The organism is Mycobacterium sp. E3247 (assembly GCF_001667785.1).
Taxonomy (GTDB): Bacteria; Actinomycetota; Actinomycetes; order Mycobacteriales; family Mycobacteriaceae; genus Mycobacterium.
The window spans coordinates 1-17,178 of the sequence record NZ_LZJG01000236.1 but is presented as its reverse complement, the minus strand read 5'-3'; the positions used below and the strand labels follow the sequence as shown (position 1 = coordinate 17,178).

The following is a 17,178-nucleotide window of genomic DNA, read 5'->3' as shown; positions in this document are numbered from 1 at the left end:
GGTGTCGCCGACGTAGTCGGCGCCCCATACCCGGTCGATCAGCTGCCCGCGAGTCAGCACCCGGCCGCTGTTGCGCATCAGGTACTCGAGCAGATCGAACTCCTTGAGCGGCAACGTGATCGTGTCACCGTTGACCGAGACGACGTGGCGCTCGACATCCATCCGGACCGGCCCGGACTCCAGCACCCCGTCGCTGATCTCGGAGTCGTCGTCGCCACCACGGCGCAGCACCGCGCGGATCCGGGCGATCAGCTCGCGCGCCGAATACGGCTTCGTCACGTAATCATCCGCGCCGAGCTCCAGCCCGACGACCTTGTCGATCTCGCTGTCGCGCGCGGTCACCATGATCACCGGCACGCTGGACCGGGCACGCAGCTGCTTGCACACGTCGGTCCCCGACATGCCGGGCAGCATCAGGTCGAGCAGCACGATGTCGGCTCCACCGCGATCGAATTCGGCCAGCGCGGCTTGTCCATCGGTCACGACCGTGGCCTCGAAGCCCTCCTTGCGCAACAGGAATGCCAGCGGATCGGCCAGCGACTCCTCGTCCTCCACGATCAGCACACTGGTCATCAGCGCGACTCCTTCTCATCGCTGCGGCCCCCTCGCCGCTGCGCGGCTGGGGGTGCCCCCACTGCATCGTCGTACGCGCGGGTCATCGACTTAGTTCTTCCTCTCGTTGTGACCTGTTGGGCCGCACCTCGCGACCCTGCGGTTGCTCGGGTTGTTCGTCGTCGTCCTTGTAGGCCGGGATCGACAGCGTGAACGTCGATCCGGTCCCCGGCTTGCTCCACACCCCGATGCTGCCGTTGTGGTTGGCCGCGACGTGTTTGACGATGGCCAGGCCCAGCCCACTGCCGCCAGTGGCGCGCGAGCGTGCCTTGTCCCCCCGGAAGAACCGCTCGAAGACCCGCTCCTGATCCTCCAGCGCGATCCCGATGCCACGGTCGGTGACGGCGATCTCGATGTTGTCGCCGCGGCGGCGGCGACTGATCGAAACCGGCGAACCGGGCGGCGAATAGGCGATCGCGTTGGACACCAGGTTGGCCAACGCGGTGACCAGAAGCGTTTCGTCGCCCAGCACCCGCAGGCCGCTGGGCGCATCGGTGCGGATCTCGATCTGAGCGTTGTCGGCGGCCACCTTGTGACGTGAAATTGCTTCCGAAACAACGGTATCCACGTCAACCTCGGTGACGTTGGGCAACCGCTCCGCACCCTGCAGCCGCGACAGTTCGATCAGCTCGGCGACCATGTCCCCCAGCCGGTTGGCTTCGACAAGCACCTTCTCGGCGAACCGGCGAACCGTCTCGGGGTCGTCCGCCGACGCCAGCAGGGCCTCGGCGAGCAACGCCATGGCCCCGACCGGGGTCTTGAGCTCGTGGCTGACATTGGCCACGAAGTCGCGCCTGGTCGCTTCCATGCGCGCGTAGTCGGACTGGTCGTGGGCGAACACCACGGCGAACCGGCGGTCTTCCTCGCTGAGCAGCCGCGCCTGCCCGTGCACGGACAGCCCCGAGCGGCCCCCCGCCCGTTTGGCCGGCCGCAGATCGAATTCGACGTCGATGCCCCCCAGCGCCTGCTGCGCCGCCTCCCACGCTTGATCGTCGAGCTGCCGGTCGCGCACCAGGCCCAGTTCCCTGGCCCGGTCATTGAGGTAGACGACGTCGCGGTGGGAATCCACCACCGCGACCCCCAGCGGCATCAGGGCGACGATGCGTTGCAGCATCTGCGCGACGGTGATCCCGGTCCATTCCGTGCTGACCCGCTGCCGGCGCTGGGCCGCTTTCGGCGACAGCCGGGTCCCGGCCGCTACACCGACGGCCAGCCCGAGCACGGACAACACCCCGGCCAGCAACAGCGCCGAGAACACAGTCACATAGCAAATCCTACAAATCTTCCTGAACGCCGCCCTAGCGGAACGAGGCCAAAATCGGACAAGTCACACTCTGCGCTTCAGGTGTTCCACTGCCGTTCACGCGATGTTCGGCCAACAGGCCTATGGATATTGCAAAAGACCGCGACCGGAGTCAGCCGCGCCCCTGGCTGGCAACCGCCGCGGCGCCCGCTGCGGCCGCCTCCGGGTCCAGGTAGGTACCGCCCGGCACCACCGGCCGCAGGTCGGCGTCCAGGTCATAACGCAGCGGAACCCCGGTCGGAATGTTCAGCCCCACCACGTCGTCGTCGGTCATCCCGTCGAGGTATTTGACCAGGGCTCGCAGTGAGTTGCCGTGCGCGACGATCAACACCGTCTTGCCACTGCGCAGGTCCGGGACGATGACATCGGTGAAATACGGAAGAAAGCGGACCACCACGTCGGCCAGGCATTCGGTGAGCGGGCCGCCGCCGATGTTGGCGTACCGCGGGTCGGTGTCCTGGCTGAACTGGCTGCCCCTCTCGATCGGCGGGGGCGGCGTGCCGTAGCTGCGCCGCCAGGTCATGAACTGCTCCTCGCCGTAGCGCTCCTTGGTCTCCGCTTTGTTCAGGCCCTGCAGCGCGCCGTAGTGCCGTTCGTTGAGCCGCCAGCTGCGCCGCACCGGGATCCACAACCGGTCGGCGGCGTCCAGCGCCAGGTGCGCGGTGGTGATCGCGCGGCGCAGCAGCGACGTGTAGAGGACGTCGGGCAGCAGGCCCTGCTCGGAGAGGAGCTCGCCGCTGCGCACCGCCTCGGCCCGACCCTTCTCGGTCAGCCCCACGTCCACCCAACCGGTGAACAGGTTCAGGGCATTCCAGTCGCTCTCGCCGTGGCGGAGCAGCACCAGCGTGGCAGTCTCTCCCATGCCGGCAAGTCTCTCACGGCCCTATTCGTCGTCGTCTTCGTCGATCAGGTGAGCGAACGCCTCGAGGTTCTTCAGCGACTCGCCGCGGGATACCCGCCACTCCCATTCCTTCTGGATCGACGAGCGAAAACCCAACTCCAGCAACGTATTAAAGTCCGAATCGACCGCTTCGAGCACCTGCCCGAGCACCCGGTCGATCTCGTCGGCGTCCACCGACGCCAGCGACATGCGGCCCACCAGGTAGATGTCGCCGACCTTGTCCAGCGTGTAGGCCACCCCGTAGAGACGGCGGTTCCGCTTGAGCAGGAAGCGGTAAACGCCCTCGTGGTTCTCGTCGGGCTTGCGGCACACGAACGCCTCGACGCGCACCGAATGCTCGCCGACGCTCAAGATGGTGTTGGTCTTGAGTTTGCGCTCCCCGGGCAGCTCCACCACCAGCCCGGAGAGGCCGCCGTGCGCCCCCTCCTGCTTGGAGTAGGTCAGACCACTGGCCTGCAGCGCGTCCTCGATCACGCGCTCCACAGTGGAGGTCACGCACCCACCCCCCGGCGTTCGGCGGTGTACCCGCTGATCGCCCGGCGATAGCTGGCCAGCAGCGCATCGGTGGTGTTCTCCCAGGAGAACGTGGCCGCGTGCGCGGCGGCCGCGCGGCTCATCGCCTCGGCCTGCGGCGTGCGCAGGCGCAGCATCCGGTCCAGGGCGTCCGCCCATCGGTCGACGTCGTGGCCGGCCACCAGCGTGCCGGTGATCCCGTCGCGCACGGCCACCGGCAGGCCCCCGACCGCCGCGGCGACCACCGGCGTGCCACATGCCTGCGCCTCGACGGCCACCAGACCGAAGGACTCCGAGTAACTCGGCACCGCGACCAGGTTGGCGGCCTGGAACAGGGTGGCCAGGTCGGTGCGGGACTGCGGGGGCAGGAAGGTCACCCGCGCCGCGATGCCCAGGTCGTCGGCCAGCCGTCGCAGCCCGTCCGGGGACGCCAGGCCGCTGCCCGACGGGCCGCCGGCCACCACGATGCGCACGCCGGGCAACTTCGCGGCGGCACGCAACACGATGTCGGGCGCCTTCAGCGGCTGGATCCGCCCCACGAACACCACGACGTCCTCGTCGAGGGGCAATCCCAGCGCGGCCCGCGCCGCCCGACGGTCACCCGGGCGGAACACCTCGAGATCCACCCCGGGGTGGACGACGTCGATGCAGGCCGGGTCGGCGCGGTGGATCGAAATCAATTGCCTGGCTTCGTCTTCGGTGTTGACGATCAGCCGGTCCGCCTCGTCGACGACCTGCTGCTCGCCGACCGTGCGCAACGGCGGCTCGGGCGCATCCCCCGCCGCCAGCGCCGCGTTCTTCACCGCGGCCAGCGTGTGCGCGGTGTGCACCAGCGGCACCGCCCAGCGGTCGCGGGCCAGCCAGCCGACCTGTCCGGACAGCCAATAATGCGAGTGCACGATGTCGTAATAGCCCGGCTCGTGCGACGCCTCCGCGCGCAGCACCCCGGCGGCGAACGCGCACAGCTGGGTGGGCAGGTCGTATTTGTCCAGGCCCTCGAACGGCCCCGCGACCACGTTGCGCACCAGCACACCGGGCGCCACCCGCGCGACAGGCGGGTCGGCGGACGCGGTGGCCCGGGTGAAGATCTCCACCTCGATGCCCCTCCGCGCCAGGTGCAACGCGGTTTGCAGCACGTAGACGTTCATGCCCCCGGCGTCGCCGGTGCCCGGCTGGGCCAGCGGTGAGGTGTGCACCGCCAACACTGCGACGCGGCGCGGTTTCAGCCGGAAGACGTCTTCGTGCCGCACTCCCTCATCTTTACAGGATGCCGGGCCGGCCAGCCCAACCCCCACGTCGGCTTCGCCCTAAGCGGACGGCTCGTCGGCGGCGACGTCGCGCAGCCTCGCCCCGGCCCGCCGCATCGCGCCGAGCGGGTCGGCGTACAGGCCGCCCAGCGACACGGTGCCCGCGCCGGCCTCCTGCACCCGGTTGCCGAAGACGGTGACGCGGATGTCGCGCGGCGGCAATACCGAACGTTCGGCGAACGCCGCCTCCACGTGCTCCATCGCCTCGGGGTACTCGGTGAAGGCCTGGCCACCAACCACCAGTTCGTCGGGGTTCAGCATGTCGCGCAGCAACGCCACCGCCTCCCCGAGCACGCGGCCGCGCTCGTTCAGCAGCTCTTTGGCCTGTTCGTTGCCGGCCCGGGCCACCCGCAGCAGGTCGGCGATGCCTGCGGCCGGTGCGTTGGCGCGGCCCGCGGGGGCGAACGGCAGCACCCGCAGCCGGCGCGCGGCGGCGAGCACCGCCTCGTCGCTGACCGTGGACTCCAGCTGGCCGGCGCCCCCGAGCAGCTCCGAGTGGGCGGGCAAGGTGGCGATGGTGCCGGGTCCGCTGGCGGGGCAGTGCACCCGTCCGCCGATCACCAGCGCGTAGCCCACGGTCTCGCGGGCGTAGACGTAGAGACTGGTCGGCGAGCTGGGCAGGAATCGCCGCATGCCGAGCAGGAGCTCCGCGCCGGCCATGGCGTCGACGTGCGAGGCCACCGAGACGGGCAGGCCCAGCGCGTCGGCCAGGACCGGGCCGACCGGCGCCTGCCGCCAGCCCAGCCGTGGGTGGTCGACGTGGCCGGTAGCGCTGTCGACGGTGCCGCCGATCGCGACGCCGACCCAGAGCGGGCGGCGCCGATGCCAACGCCGCAGGTAGCGGGCGGCGCTGTCGGCCAGCGACGCCAGCGCGGGCCCGGCGGGGCTGAGCGGTGTGGGTGTCTCGACGGTGTCGAGCGTGCGACCGAACAGGTCGGTGGCCACGATGCTGGTGGTCCGCGCGCCGATGTGGATGCCCAGCGTCACGAACGGCTCGTGGTTGACCTCGACCGGCACGCGGGGGCGGCCGATCGCGCCGGAGACGGCCAGGTCGGCGCGTTCCCGCAGCAAACCGGCGTCGAGCAGTGCGATGACTTGGCGGTTGACCGTCGCGATGCTCAGCGAGGTGACGCCGGCGATGACGTCACGCCCGACGGGACCGCGCAGCCGGACGGCCCGGAACACCGAGGCGGCCGCGGAGTCGGGGATGTGCAGTGCCGGCGGCAGGATCTGACGGCGTACCGTCCGGTGCCCTTTGATGCCGGCACGGTTGGGCGAATGATGAGGCTGGGTGAGGGTATTCGAGCGCACGAGCGTCCTTTGTCCGATTTTTGTTGGCCGTCACTGGCCACACCTGAAAATCAGGAGCGGCAAAGTGCGCGACAACAACACGCACCCGCCGCGCAAAGACACGCGGTGGTGGTGCTGGACATGGCGCTGAGGTGCACTCCGAAAATTTAGCACGTTCACTAAGGTTGTTTCGATGGTTGGAAATGTCAGGAATGAGCGGGTCGCGGTGGTCACGGGCGCCAGTTCCGGGATCGGGGAGGCGACGGCCCACACCCTTGCTGCGCAGGGCTTTCACGTGGTCGCGGTGGCGCGGCGGGCGGCCCGGATCAACGCCCTGGCCAGGGAGATCGGCGGGACGGCGATTGTGGCCGACGTCACAGACGACGCCTCGGTCGCTTCGCTGGCCGACGAGCTGCCCCGGGTCGACGTGCTGGTCAACAACGCGGGCGGGGCCCGCGGGCTCGCACCGGTTATCGACGCCGATCTCGAGCATTGGCGGTGGATGTGGGAGACCAACGTGATGGGCACGCTGCGGGTCACCCGCGCGCTGCTGCCCAAGCTCATCGATTCCGGCGACGGCTTGATCGTCACGGTGACTTCCGTTGCCGCACTTGAGGTTTACGACGGCGGCGCCGGGTATACCGCGGCCAAACACGGCCAGGGAGCGCTGCACCGCACGCTGCGCGGGGAGCTGCTGGGCAAGCCGGTGCGGCTGACCGAGATCGCACCGGGTGCCGTCGAGACCGAGTTTTCGCTGGTTCGCTTCGACGGCGATCAACAGCGCGCCGACGCCGTGTACACCGGGATCACCCCGCTGGTCGCCGAGGACGTCGCCGAGGTGATCGGCTTCGTGGCCTCCCGGCCGCCCCACGTCGACCTCGACCTGATCGTCCTGAAGCCGCGCGATCAGGCGTCGGCCACCCGCTTTAACCGCCGGGGCTAGTGCTCGTGGTCGTGGTCGTCGGTGTGCCGGACAGGCTCGGAGCGGTCGACGGCGTGACCGGCGCGGTGACCGGGATCTGCGTCGACGGCGGACGCGTGGTGGGCGGCGGCAGCGCCGACATCGCCACCCAGGTGTCCCAGTCGACCGCCCAGTCCCAGATGTCACCGTCGGAGTAGGACAGCTGGATCGAGCTTCCGGTCACCTCCACCGGGTCGCCGTACATCGCCGACTGGTAGTACTGCTCCGCGTCGCCGGTCGACAGGTTGATGCAGCCGTTGGTGACGTTGCTGTTGCCCTGCGCGCCCGCGCTGGACGGGTTGGCGTGGATGAATTCGCCGTTATTGGAAATCCGCACCGCCCACCGCTCGTGGGCGTTGGTGTAGCCGGCGGCCGGGTTGGACATGTAGAAGTCCGAGTACTTCTCGGTGACGACGTGGATGCCGTTGCGGGTGACGTTGCGCGCCTTGTCGGCCTCGCCGTAGCTGCAGGGGAAGTCCATGATGACGCCCGCGTCGGTGACGACCTGGATGCGGTGCGAGGAGACCTCGGCCTTCACCACCTGCCGCCGGCCGATGTTGATGTTCAGCGAGATGTCGTCGGCGCCGTACGCGCCGCCGCCGAACGGCACACCGTAGAGCTTGGCGTCGACGTTGACGGTGGTGCCCGCGGGGTAGTACTCGCGGGTGCGGTAGTGCACCCGCGCGCCCGCCGCCTCGTCGGGCAGCCAGGCCCAGCTGCCCTCGACGGGCGGATTCGTGGTGACGGTCAGCGCCTTCTCCACGGCGGCCTTGTCGGTGATCGGCGCGTCGAACTGGATGATGATCGGCGCCGCCACCCCCACCGTCTGCCCGTCGGCCAGCTGGAACGCCCCGCTGATCTTCTTGCTGGGCGACACCGTGGTGAACTTGCCCGCGACCGGGATGGCCTTGCCGTCGTGCCCGACCGCCGACCCGCTCCAGGTGTAGGTCGAGTCGTAGCCCAGCGGCTCGGTGACCGAGTACACCGTGCGGTCGGAGTTGAACTTGCCCGCCACGGCCTTGCCCGCGGAATTCGTCAGCGCCACGTGCTGGAACCAGCCGTCGCTGATCTGGACGCTGATCGGAGCGATCGGCACCACGTTCTCGGTCGCGTCGGCCGGCTGGAACTTCAGCTGCGGCGCGGGCTGCTCCTTCTTCTCGGCCTGCTTGGCCGTGGTGCCGCTGCACGCGGCCAATAGGCTCGGGGCGAAGACTCCCAGTCCGAGGGTCGCCAAGGCCACGCGCCGGTTGATCGGCGGCGGGGTCTGTGACGTGCTCACGAAAGTCAAAGATACCGGGCAAAATCCATCATCTCCGCCGCGACAAATCGGGGTCGGGGCGGTCGTGCGAAGGATCCCGAGCTACAGCCTGCAGCCGAGCAGGACAGGCTCGGGTTTCAGTGTGACACCAAACACATCGTGAACTCCGTCGCGGACGGTGCGGGCCAGTGCGATCACGTCCTCGGTGGTGGCGCCGCCGCGGTTGGTCAGCGCCAGCGCATGCTTGGTGGACAACCGGCACCGGGCCGCCGGGTCGTCGGGATAGCCCTTGGCGAAGCCGGCCCGCTCCACCAGCCATCCGGCGGCCAGCTTGACGCCGTCCGGTGCCGGGTAGTGCGGGACCGGCCCGTCCACGCTGCGGGCCAGCCGCTCGTACGCCTCGGGCGCGACCACCGGGTTGGTGAAGAACGAGCCCACGCTCCAGGTGTCGTGATCGCCCGGGTCGAGCACCATGCCCTTGCGGCCGCGCAGCGTGAGCACCGCCCGCCGGACCGCCCGGGGGTCGGCACGCTCACCGCCGGCGACGCCCAGTGCGGCCGCGACTTCGCCGTAGCGCAGCGGCGCACTGCGGCCCGAGGCGTCCAGCGCGAACTCGACTTCCAGTACCAGCCAAGGCATTTCGAACGCGGAGTGAGCGGCCCGCTTGAAAACGCTGGTGCGGTAGCCGAAGCCGAGCTCGGCGCCGGGCACCCAGCGGACCTCCCCGCTACCGCGATCCAGTATCCGCACCCGGGTGAGGGTGTCGGAGACCTCGGCGCCGTATGCCCCAACGTTCTGCACCGGGGTCGCCCCGGCCGAACCGGGGATCCCGGACAGGCATTCCAGGCCACCCAGACCGTGCTCGATGGCGCTGACCACGACGTCGTCCCAGACCGCACCGGCCTCCGCGCGAACCAGGTTGCCGTCGACGGCGATGCCGCGGTTGGCCAGCCGCACCGCGGTGAGGTCGGTCAGGGTGTCGGCGATCACCAGGTTGGAGCCGCCGGCGAACACCAGCACCGGGCCACGTTCTCCCGCATGGCTTTCGGCGTCCAGCCCCCGCACCACGGCGAGCACCTGCCGGGTGCTGGTGCAGGTGATCAGGCGGCGCGCCACCGGCCCGATCCGCAACGTCGTCAGCGGCGCGAGCGACACCGCCTCGGCGACATGCGCGCCGGCGAATGTCGAACCGGCATCGCTGGATTTCATGGCCCGTAACGGTAGCCTCACCTGCTATGCCGCGTTCATTCGACTTGTCGGCCGACTACGACGGCAGCGTTGAAGAGGTGCACCGGGCCTTCACCGACGAGACCTATTGGCGGGCACGGCTGGCCGGATCCGGTGTCGACCTGGCCACGCTGGAGTCGATGCGGGTCGGCGGCGACACCGGGGACGACGACACCGTCGAGGTGGTGACCATCCAGGTCATCCACAGCCACAATCTGCCGGGGATGGTCACGCAATTGCACAGCGGCGATCTGCGCATCCGCCGCGAGGAGACCTGGGGACCGGTCGCCGACGGCGCGGCGCGGGGCTCCGTGGTCGGCGCGATACTCGACGCCCCTGTGCAGCTCACGGGCACCGCCACGCTGTCGCCGATCCTGGAGACCGGCGGCGCGCGGCTGAGCTTCCGGGCCACCGTCCAGGTACGCGTCCCGATCATCGGCGGCAAGCTGGAGAACATCATCGGCACCCGATTGGCCGAGCTGGTGGCCGCCGAACAACGGTTCACCACCGAGTGGATCGCCGGAATGGCGTGACCTCCCGGGCCTAAGCTGGCGCCCATGCGAATCGCGTTGGCGCAAATCTCCAGCGGCACCGATCCGGACGAGAACCTCCAGCTGGTGCGCGAGTACAGCGGACGGGCCGCCGACGCGGGCGCGGACCTGGTGGTGTTCCCGGAGGCGACCATGTGCCGGTTCGGTGTTCCGTTGGCGCCGGTCGCCGAGCCGCTCGAAGGCCCGTGGGCGACGGGTGTGCGGCGCACCGCGACCGACTGCGCGATCACGGTGATCGCCGGCATGTTCACCCCGGCCGGGGACGGCCGGGTGAAGAACACGTTGATCGCGGCCGGACCCGGCAGCCCCAACGAGCCCGACACCCACTACGACAAAATCCACCTTTACGACGCGTTCGGGTTCACCGAGTCGCGCACCGTCGCGCCCGGGCGCGAGCCGGTGGTGATCACGGTGGCCGGCGTCCGGGTGGGGTTGAGCGTCTGTTACGACATCCGCTTCCCGGCGCTGTACACGGAGCTGGCCCGCCGGGGCGCCCAGCTGATCGCCGTATGCGCGTCCTGGGGCGCGGGCCCGGGCAAGCTCGACCAGTGGACGTTGCTGGCGCGGGCGCGCGCGCTGGACTCGATGACGTACGTCGCGGCCGCCGGCCAGGCCGACCCGGGCGCCCCGCTGACCGATTCGGGCGCGCCCACGGGGGTGGGCGGCAGCCTGGTGGCCTCCCCGTTCGGCGAAGTCGTCACGTCGGCCGGCTCCGGGCCGGAGTTGGTGGTCGCCGACATCGACGTCGAGCGGGTGGCGAAGGCCCGCGAGAGCATCGCGGTGCTGCGCAACCACTCAGATTTCGCTCAGCTGGATAGGGCAGAATCGGTCGGGTGACGAACCCACAAGGACCACCTAACGACCCGTCGACGTGGGGCCGTCCCGGCAACCAGGGCCACTTCGGCCAGCCCCCCACCGAGCGCCCGACCGAGCGGATCAACACGGGCGGCCCCGCCGCGCCGCCGCCGCCGGCCGCCGGTCCGCTGCCGGGTCAGACCGAGCGGCTCGGTACGCCCCCGCCGAACATGCAGCGGCCCGATTACCCGCCGCCTCCGCCACCGACCCCGCCCGCGGGCCCGACGGAGAAGCTGGCCACGCCCGGTGGGGACACCACGCCGGGGAAGAGGAAGCGCCGCTTCCTGCGCGACCCGCTGTCGGTCGTGCTGGTCTGCATCATCGTGGTCTGCCTGGTGATCGCCGGGCTGGTCGGCGCCGAGTTATACGTCCGCCACGTCGCCAACAGCAAGGTCGCCGAGGCGGTGGCGTGCGAGGTCAAGGACCAGGCCACCGCGTCGTTCGGGGTGGCGCCGCTGATGCTGTGGCAGCAGCTCACCAAGCACTACACCAACATCTCGGTGACGACGGCGGGCAATCAGGTCCGCGACGCCAAGGGCATGAAGATCGACATCAACATCCGCAACGTCCAGCTCAAGAACACCGCGGACTCCAAGGGCACCATCGGGTCGCTCGACGCGAACGTCACGTGGACGTCGGACGGGATCAAGGAATCCGTCCAGAACGCGATTCCGGTACTCGGCCCGTTCGTGACCAACACGGTGACGACGCATCCCAACGACGGCACCATCGAGCTGAAGGGCATGCTGGACAACCTCACCACCAAGCCGGTGGTGTCGGGCACCGGCCTGCAGCTGCAGATCGTGAGCTTCAACGCGCTCGGGTTCACCATGCCGAAGGAGTCGGTGCAGTCGACGCTGGACGACTTCACGTCGCAGTTCACCAAGAACTACCCGCTGGGCATCCACGCGGACAGCGTCCAGGTCACCCCGACCGGTGTGACCAGTCACTTCTCGACGCAGAACGCCAGCATCCCCACCGGCAACAACAACGACCCCTGCTTCGCCAACCTCTGAGGGTCTAGGCCGTCCTGCAACGATGCGCGCCGGTACGGCGTGTTGTGGGGGTACCGCCCGCTTGCGGGGGAGCGCCGGACCATTCAGCCAAGCCCGTCGAGCACCGCCCGGGTGCCGGACAGGCCGAGCCGGGTGGCGCCCGCGTCCAGCATCGCCAGTGCCGCGGCGGCGTCGCGGATGCCGCCGCTGGCCTTCACGCCCAGCCGGCCGCCGACGGTCTGGCTCATCACGGCGACCGCCCGAACCGAGGCGCCGCCCGCGGGATGGAACCCGGTCGAGGTCTTGACGAAGTCGGCGCCGGCATCCTCGGCCGCGCGGCACACCTGGACCAGCGTGTCCTCGTCCGTCCCGGAGAACAGCACCGCCGACTCCACGATCACCTTGAGCACGGCGCCGGGGACGGCGGCGCGCACGGCCGCGATGTCGGCCCGTACGGCGCCGATGTTGCCGGCCAGCGCGGCGCCGATGTCGATGACCATGTCGACCTCGGCGGCGCCCGATGCCACGGCCTGTTCGGCCTCGTGCGCCTTGACCGCCGAGGTGTGCTTGCCCGACGGGAAACCCGCCACGCTGGCCACGGGTACGCCTCCCCCGGCTCGCACGGCGACGGGCACCATCGACGGCGAGACGCACACGGCGTAGACGCCCAATTCGGCGGCCTCGACGACCAGGGCGGCCACGTCCGCCTCCGTGGCCTCGGGCTTGAGCAGGGTGTGGTCGACCATCGCCGCCAACTGCGCCCGGGTGGGTTTGCTCGCCACTAGAACCTTTCTTCGGGTGCGCCCGGGTTGCACCCGGAGGCCGCCATTTCGGCGTCGTCGACGACGGGCCGCCACGGCTCCAGGTTCCAGCTGGTCTTACCGGGCTCCGCCACCTCGGCGAACTGCCAGTGACAGATGAACTGCGCGCGCATTCCGGGGGTGTCGGCATTCGGCGACAGCGCCAGCACCTCGCCCCACGCCTCGTCGGCGAGGGCCGAATCGCCGGGCTGCTGCCTGGCGGCCTGCCGGCCAGACGGCGTGGGGAAGACCCGCAGGCTGCTCAGGCCGTGCCACTGCCCCCACTCGGTGTGGTCGATGAACGGCGGCGACACCGTGACCGGGTCCGCAGCGACGGCACCCGCCGGGCCCCACAGCGCGACAAGCGCCGCCGCCGGCATCGCCAGCAGGGCTTTCATCCCGCTAGCGCGACTTACCTTGAATTTCCAGCAGCTTCGGCCGCACGTCGACCAGATACACGCCCGCCGCACACGCGGCGATGGCCATCCCGAGTACCCCGAAAACAAAACTCAGGATGGATGTCAGCGCGACAGCCCCACCGAGGATCACCAGCCACACCGGCTTGGTCAGCTTGTCGGCGGCGGTGTATGCATCGGGCCGCTGCAACGCGGCGTGCACGAACGCATATACCGCCGTGACCAAGACGGCGATCTGCAAGACCAGCATGACGGTACCCACGAGGTGGCTCACGCCTTAAGCGTATGCGGGCGCCATCGGAATCGTCGACTCAGAGTTGCCCGAAGGACAACTCCGAGTCGACCGCTCGACTTACTTCTGGGTGACCTTCTTGGCGGCGGCCTTCTTGGCCGGAGCCTTCTTGGCCGGAGCCTTCTTGGCGGGCGCCTTCTTCGCGACGGCCTTCTGCGCCTTCTGGGCGGTCTCGTCGGACTTCTTGGGCAGCTCGATGCCGACCAGCTTGGCCGCGCGCTCACCGACGGCGCGGGTCTGCGATGCGACGGTGCCCAGCGCCTCCTGCGTCAGCTCGACGGCCTGGTCCACGTAGCCCTCGGCGCGGGCGGAGGCGTCGTCCAGACCGGTCTGGCTGCGCAGCCGCTGCAGGGCGGCCTCGCCCCGCTCGACCAGCTCGTTGTACCGGTTGGTCGCCGCGTCCAGGTAGCCCTCGGCCGCCTTGCGCAGTTCCTCGCTGGTGAACCGCTCGCGGAGCTCGCCGAGCTGCTCGGGCAGGTCCTCCTGCAACTTGGTCAGGCGAGCGCGGCTCTCCTCAACCCGGCTGCGGGTGTCCGCGCGGGTCTCTTCTGCGCGGTCACGCAGGTTGGCGATCAATTCGTTGACCGTCGCCAGAGCCAGGTCTGCCGCGCCGAGGGCCGCCAGCAGCGGAGCTCGCAAGTCCTCGATATTCGTGTTGTCCGCCATGGTTTTTCCTTTCATGGTTTTCCGTTATCGGCGTTCTTGGGTTTTCTTCGGTGTTGTTGTGGGAGCCAGGCGCGCCTGTTTCTCCGCCGGCGACTGCCGGATCCTCGCTTCTGGGTAACCCGGGCGGTGGGTGGTTAATACGTCGCCACCCGCTAGCCGTTGGGTTCGGTCGGACACTCCTCGCTGGTTGGTTCGCTGGATTCGTTTTGGTGGGTGAACGATGTGTAGATGTCGAGCAGAACCTGCTTTTGCCGCTCGGTGATCGCGGTATCGGTGATGATTGCGTCGCGCACCTGATTCTTGTCGCTGGGCTCGAGGATCCCGGCCCGCACGTAGAGCACCTCGGCGGAGACCCGCAGCGCCTTCGCGATCTGGTTGAGCACGTCGGCCGAAGGCTTGCGCAATCCACGCTCCACCTGGCTCAGGTAGGGATTGCTGACGCCGGACTTTTCGGCGAGTTGGCGCACCGAGACCTGCGCGAGTTCGCGCTGGCTCCGGATGAAACTACCGATGTCCGATGCCATGTCGGAGGCGGCGTTGGACACCTTGGCGGAGAGCTTCTCCTCGGGCGCCATTGCGTGCTCCTGGCTCGGACGATCGACCGTGACGCCCACAGACTACTACAAGTGCTTGCTATTGCAAGCACTTGTTAGCACTACTAGAAAAGTAGCTGCGCCACGGCGTAGATGACCAGCCCCGCCAACGAGCCCACCACGGTGCCGTTGATCCGGATGAACTGCAGGTCACGGCCCACGTGCAGCTCGATGCGCCGGCTGGCCTCCTCGGCGTCCCAGCGCTCGATGGTGTCGGTGATGATCGCGGTGATCTCCACCCCGTATTGCGAAACCAGGTGCTGGGCCGCGCGCACGATCCAGTTGTCCACCTTGTCGCGCAGGTCGGCGTCATCGCGCAGTGACTCCCCGATGCGGACCACCGTGTCACTGATGCGGGTCCGCAGCGTGCTGGACGGGTCATCCACGCCCTCGAGCACCAGCCGTTTCAGCGTCTTCCAGGCGGTCGCGGCGGCGTTGGCGATCTCGTCGCGCGCCATCAGCTGTTCCTTGATCGCGTCCGCGCGCGCGATGGTCTCCGCGTCGTTTTGCAGGTCGTCGGCGAATTCGAACAAGAACCGGGTGGCCGACCGGCGCAGCTCGTGATCCGGATTCCGACGCACCTTGTCGGTGAAGTCCATCAGCTCACGGTGAATGCGGTCGCCGACCAGGTGGTCGACGAAGCGCGGCGACCACGTCGGGGAGTCGCGCTCGACCACCCGTTGGATGACCTCACCGGCGTTCAGCGACCACTGGAAGGCGCGGTCGGCCAGCAACTGGATCAACGCCTCCTGCCGATTCTCGGCCAGCAGGGTCGCCAATACCCGTCCGACCGGCGGTCCCCACTGCGGCTCGGCGATGCGGCGCACGATCATGCGGTCGATCACCTGCTGGACGTCGTCGTCACGGAGCAGCTCGACCAGCACCCGCAGCACCGTCGCGGTCTCGGCGGCCACCCGCTGGGCGTGCGCGGTCTCTGACAGCCACTTGCCGAGCCGTCCGGGCACCTGGGCGTCTCGCAGCTTGGTCTCCACCACCGGCGCCGACAGGAAGTTCTCCCGGACGAAGGTGCCCAGGCCCTCGCCGAGCTGATCCTTCTTGCGCTTGATGATCGCGGTGTGCGGGATAGGAATGCCCAGCGGATGCCGGAACAGCGCCGTCACCGCGAACCAGTCGGCCAGCGCGCCCACCATCCCGGCCTCGGAGGCGGCTCCGACGTAACCGACCCAGGCGCCGAGGTGGGCGTGGGCCTGGGCCCACCGGCAGGCGAGGAACAGCACGCTGGCGCCGATCAGGAAGCTCAGCGCCACCGCCTTCATCCGGCGCAGCGCCACCCGGCGCTCCGCATCGGCCTGCGGGTCGGCGCCGGCGAAGGATTCGGCGAGCGACGGGTGAGAGCGCCCGGTTCCGGTCGGCGCCGTCGTCGAGTCCGGTCCCGCCGCACGCGGGCCCGGCGCTACACCTCGAGGCGAGGCTCTGTGTACCACCACTCCATCATTCATCGTCCCGACCGATTAGTGTGACCGCACTGTTCACAGCGGCTGCGCCGGCGCGCGGTCGAAGCCCCAAACAGGCGCGCACGCCGTAGTATCGAGGGCGTCTAGTGAATGGGAAATCGGCGACAGTGGCAGAGCGAACATTGGCTGTGGCGGCCAAGACGGATGGTCGCAAGCGGCGCTGGCACCAGCACAAGGTGGAGCGCCGCAACGAGTTGGTAGACGGCACGATCGACGCCATTCGGCGGCACGGCGGCGCATTGAGCATGGACGAGATCGCCGCGGAGATCGGCGTCTCCAAGACGGTGCTGTACCGCTATTTCGTCGACAAGAACGACCTGACCACCGCCGTGATGATGCGGTTCACCCAAACCACCCTGATTCCCAACATGGCCGCGGCGCTGACGTCCAACCTGGACGGCTTCGACCTGACCCGCGAGGTGATCCGGGTGTACGTCGAAACCGTCGCGAACGAGCCCGAGCCGTATCGCTTCGTGATGTCCAACAGCTCCGCCAGCAAGAGCAAGGTGATCGCGGACTCCGAACGGATCATCGCCCGCATGCTGGCTGTGCTGATGCGCCGCCGCATGCAGCAGGCCGGGATGGACACCGGTGGCGCGGAGCCGTGGGCCTACCTGATCGTCGGCGGCGTGCAGCTGGCCACGCACTCGTGGATGTCCTCCCCGCGCATGAGCCGCGACGAGTTGATCGACTACCTGACGATGCTGAGCTGGAACGCGCTGAAGGGCATCGTCGAGGTCGGCGGGTCGCTGGAGAAGTTCCGCGAAGAACCCCATCCGTCGCCGATCGTGCCGCCTCGCGAGCATGCGGATCGATCCCTGCTCTAGCGAACTCCGGAACGCAGCGCAGCTGGCCGTTTTTGTCAATGCGGCTCGCCTCGTGTGACGCTATGACCCGCTAGCGAGGACGACGTGCATCGCCGCAGCGACTAACATGCAGGGGATGCATCGGGGGTGACGCCGGGTTGCGTCGTGCTGGCCGACGATCCCTGCCTCCGCATAACGAAAGGCTCTTCTCGACATGTCCGTGCAGCTCACGCCGCATTTTGGAAACGTGCAAGCCCACTACGACTTGTCCGACGACTTCTTCCGCCTGTTCCTGGACCCGACCCAGACGTACAGCTGCGCCTATTTCGAGCGTGACGACATGACCCTGGAAGAGGC

The 17,178-nt window shown here is 69.0% G+C and carries 20 protein-coding genes; 6 read left to right on the top strand and 14 right to left on the bottom strand.

The window, feature by feature from the left end:
• The 6 genes from regX to A9X04_RS12605 form a co-directional block, all read right to left on the bottom strand.
• Nucleotides 1-573 (bottom strand): two-component sensory transduction protein RegX (regX, locus tag A9X04_RS12630; RefSeq protein WP_067920787.1); only part of this gene is annotated, 573 nt, incomplete at its 3' end.
• Between the two features lie 82 nt (nucleotides 574-655).
• Nucleotides 656-1,876 (bottom strand): cell wall metabolism sensor histidine kinase WalK, encoded by a 1,221-nt coding sequence (locus tag A9X04_RS12625; protein WP_102418850.1) that lies wholly within the window; start codon nucleotides 1,874-1,876, stop codon nucleotides 656-658.
• Nucleotides 1,877-2,027: 151 nt separating this feature from the next.
• On the bottom strand, nucleotides 2,028-2,777 hold the full coding sequence (locus tag A9X04_RS12620; protein ID WP_067920783.1) for a phosphoglyceromutase: 750 nt from the start codon (nucleotides 2,775-2,777) through the stop codon (nucleotides 2,028-2,030).
• A gap of 21 nt (nucleotides 2,778-2,798) precedes the next feature.
• Nucleotides 2,799-3,311, bottom strand: coding sequence for a YbjN domain-containing protein (locus A9X04_RS12615; protein ID WP_067920781.1), 513 nt, complete (start codon nucleotides 3,309-3,311; stop codon nucleotides 2,799-2,801).
• Nucleotides 3,308-4,612: a D-inositol-3-phosphate glycosyltransferase gene (gene mshA, locus A9X04_RS12610; protein ID WP_369828955.1), complete on the bottom strand. Its 1,305-nt coding sequence runs from the start codon at nucleotides 4,610-4,612 to the stop codon at nucleotides 3,308-3,310. Before mshA ends, A9X04_RS12615 begins: the two co-directional genes overlap by 4 nt.
• Before the next feature lie 24 nt (nucleotides 4,613-4,636).
• Complete coding sequence (locus tag A9X04_RS12605) at nucleotides 4,637-5,896, bottom strand: ROK family protein (protein ID WP_197509153.1); 1,260 nt, start codon at nucleotides 5,894-5,896, stop codon at nucleotides 4,637-4,639.
• A 223-nt stretch (nucleotides 5,897-6,119) separates the two neighbouring features.
• On the opposite strand from A9X04_RS12605, the gene A9X04_RS12600 reads away from it, so the two are divergent.
• A complete protein-coding gene (locus tag A9X04_RS12600) occupies nucleotides 6,120-6,869 on the top strand; it encodes an SDR family oxidoreductase (RefSeq protein WP_067920775.1) in 750 nt (249 codons plus the stop codon).
• On the opposite strand, the gene A9X04_RS12595 is transcribed toward A9X04_RS12600, so the two are convergent.
• Both A9X04_RS12595 and A9X04_RS12590 read right to left on the bottom strand, forming a co-directional pair.
• Nucleotides 6,853-8,214, bottom strand: a complete 1,362-nt coding sequence (locus A9X04_RS12595) for an Ig-like domain-containing protein (RefSeq protein WP_231985718.1) — start codon at nucleotides 8,212-8,214, stop codon at nucleotides 6,853-6,855. The two genes, A9X04_RS12600 and A9X04_RS12595, sit on opposite strands and share 17 nt — an antisense overlap.
• A 33-nt stretch (nucleotides 8,215-8,247) precedes the next feature.
• Entirely contained in the window at nucleotides 8,248-9,354 is a 1,107-nt protein-coding gene (locus tag A9X04_RS12590) for a UDP-N-acetylmuramate dehydrogenase (protein ID WP_067920771.1), read from the bottom strand.
• A 26-nt stretch (nucleotides 9,355-9,380) separates the two neighbouring features.
• Here A9X04_RS12590 and A9X04_RS12585 point away from each other — a divergent pair, with 26 nt between their 5' ends.
• Genes A9X04_RS12585 through A9X04_RS12575 form a run of 3 tightly spaced genes read left to right on the top strand, consistent with a single transcriptional unit; the run spans nucleotide 9,381 to nucleotide 11,794 of the window.
• Nucleotides 9,381-9,905, top strand: coding sequence for a DUF2505 domain-containing protein (locus A9X04_RS12585; RefSeq protein WP_067920769.1), 525 nt, complete (start codon nucleotides 9,381-9,383; stop codon nucleotides 9,903-9,905).
• A 24-nt stretch (nucleotides 9,906-9,929) separates the two neighbouring features.
• Nucleotides 9,930-10,760 (top strand): carbon-nitrogen hydrolase family protein, encoded by an 831-nt coding sequence (locus tag A9X04_RS12580; RefSeq protein WP_067920767.1) that lies wholly within the window; start codon nucleotides 9,930-9,932, stop codon nucleotides 10,758-10,760.
• On the top strand, nucleotides 10,757-11,794 hold the full coding sequence (locus A9X04_RS12575) for a DUF2993 domain-containing protein (protein WP_067920765.1): 1,038 nt from the start codon (nucleotides 10,757-10,759) through the stop codon (nucleotides 11,792-11,794). Before A9X04_RS12580 ends, A9X04_RS12575 begins: the two co-directional genes overlap by 4 nt.
• Before the next feature lie 83 nt (nucleotides 11,795-11,877).
• Here A9X04_RS12575 and deoC read toward each other — a convergent pair whose 3' ends face one another.
• The 6 genes from deoC to A9X04_RS12545 form a co-directional block, all read right to left on the bottom strand.
• Nucleotides 11,878-12,555 carry a deoxyribose-phosphate aldolase gene (gene deoC, locus A9X04_RS12570; protein ID WP_082974971.1) on the bottom strand — a complete coding sequence of 226 codons (678 nt, stop codon included), beginning with the start codon at nucleotides 12,553-12,555 and terminating at the stop codon, nucleotides 11,878-11,880.
• Nucleotides 12,555-12,971, bottom strand: a complete 417-nt coding sequence (locus A9X04_RS12565) for a DUF2599 domain-containing protein (RefSeq protein ID WP_067920763.1) — start codon at nucleotides 12,969-12,971, stop codon at nucleotides 12,555-12,557. Before A9X04_RS12565 ends, deoC begins: the two co-directional genes overlap by 1 nt.
• Before the next feature lie 4 nt (nucleotides 12,972-12,975).
• Nucleotides 12,976-13,263 (bottom strand): DUF2516 family protein, encoded by a 288-nt coding sequence (locus A9X04_RS12560; RefSeq protein WP_067920761.1) that lies wholly within the window; start codon nucleotides 13,261-13,263, stop codon nucleotides 12,976-12,978.
• A 78-nt stretch (nucleotides 13,264-13,341) separates the two neighbouring features.
• On the bottom strand, nucleotides 13,342-13,947 hold the full coding sequence (locus A9X04_RS12555; protein WP_067920789.1) for a heparin-binding hemagglutinin: 606 nt from the start codon (nucleotides 13,945-13,947) through the stop codon (nucleotides 13,342-13,344).
• Nucleotides 13,948-14,099: 152 nt separating this feature from the next.
• Entirely contained in the window at nucleotides 14,100-14,522 is a 423-nt protein-coding gene (locus tag A9X04_RS12550) for a helix-turn-helix transcriptional regulator (RefSeq protein ID WP_067920758.1), read from the bottom strand.
• An 83-nt stretch (nucleotides 14,523-14,605) separates the two neighbouring features.
• Nucleotides 14,606-15,988 carry a DUF445 domain-containing protein gene (locus A9X04_RS12545; RefSeq protein WP_156764341.1) on the bottom strand — a complete coding sequence of 461 codons (1,383 nt, stop codon included), beginning with the start codon at nucleotides 15,986-15,988 and terminating at the stop codon, nucleotides 14,606-14,608.
• A gap of 134 nt (nucleotides 15,989-16,122) precedes the next feature.
• On the opposite strand from A9X04_RS12545, the gene A9X04_RS12540 reads away from it, so the two are divergent.
• Nucleotides 16,123-16,842 (top strand): TetR/AcrR family transcriptional regulator, encoded by a 720-nt coding sequence (locus A9X04_RS12540; RefSeq protein ID WP_067920754.1) that lies wholly within the window; start codon nucleotides 16,123-16,125, stop codon nucleotides 16,840-16,842.
• Between the two features lie 193 nt (nucleotides 16,843-17,035).
• Nucleotides 17,036-17,178, top strand: a 143-nt coding sequence (locus tag A9X04_RS12535) for a class I SAM-dependent methyltransferase (RefSeq protein ID WP_197509152.1), incomplete at its 3' end; no start/stop codon positions are given.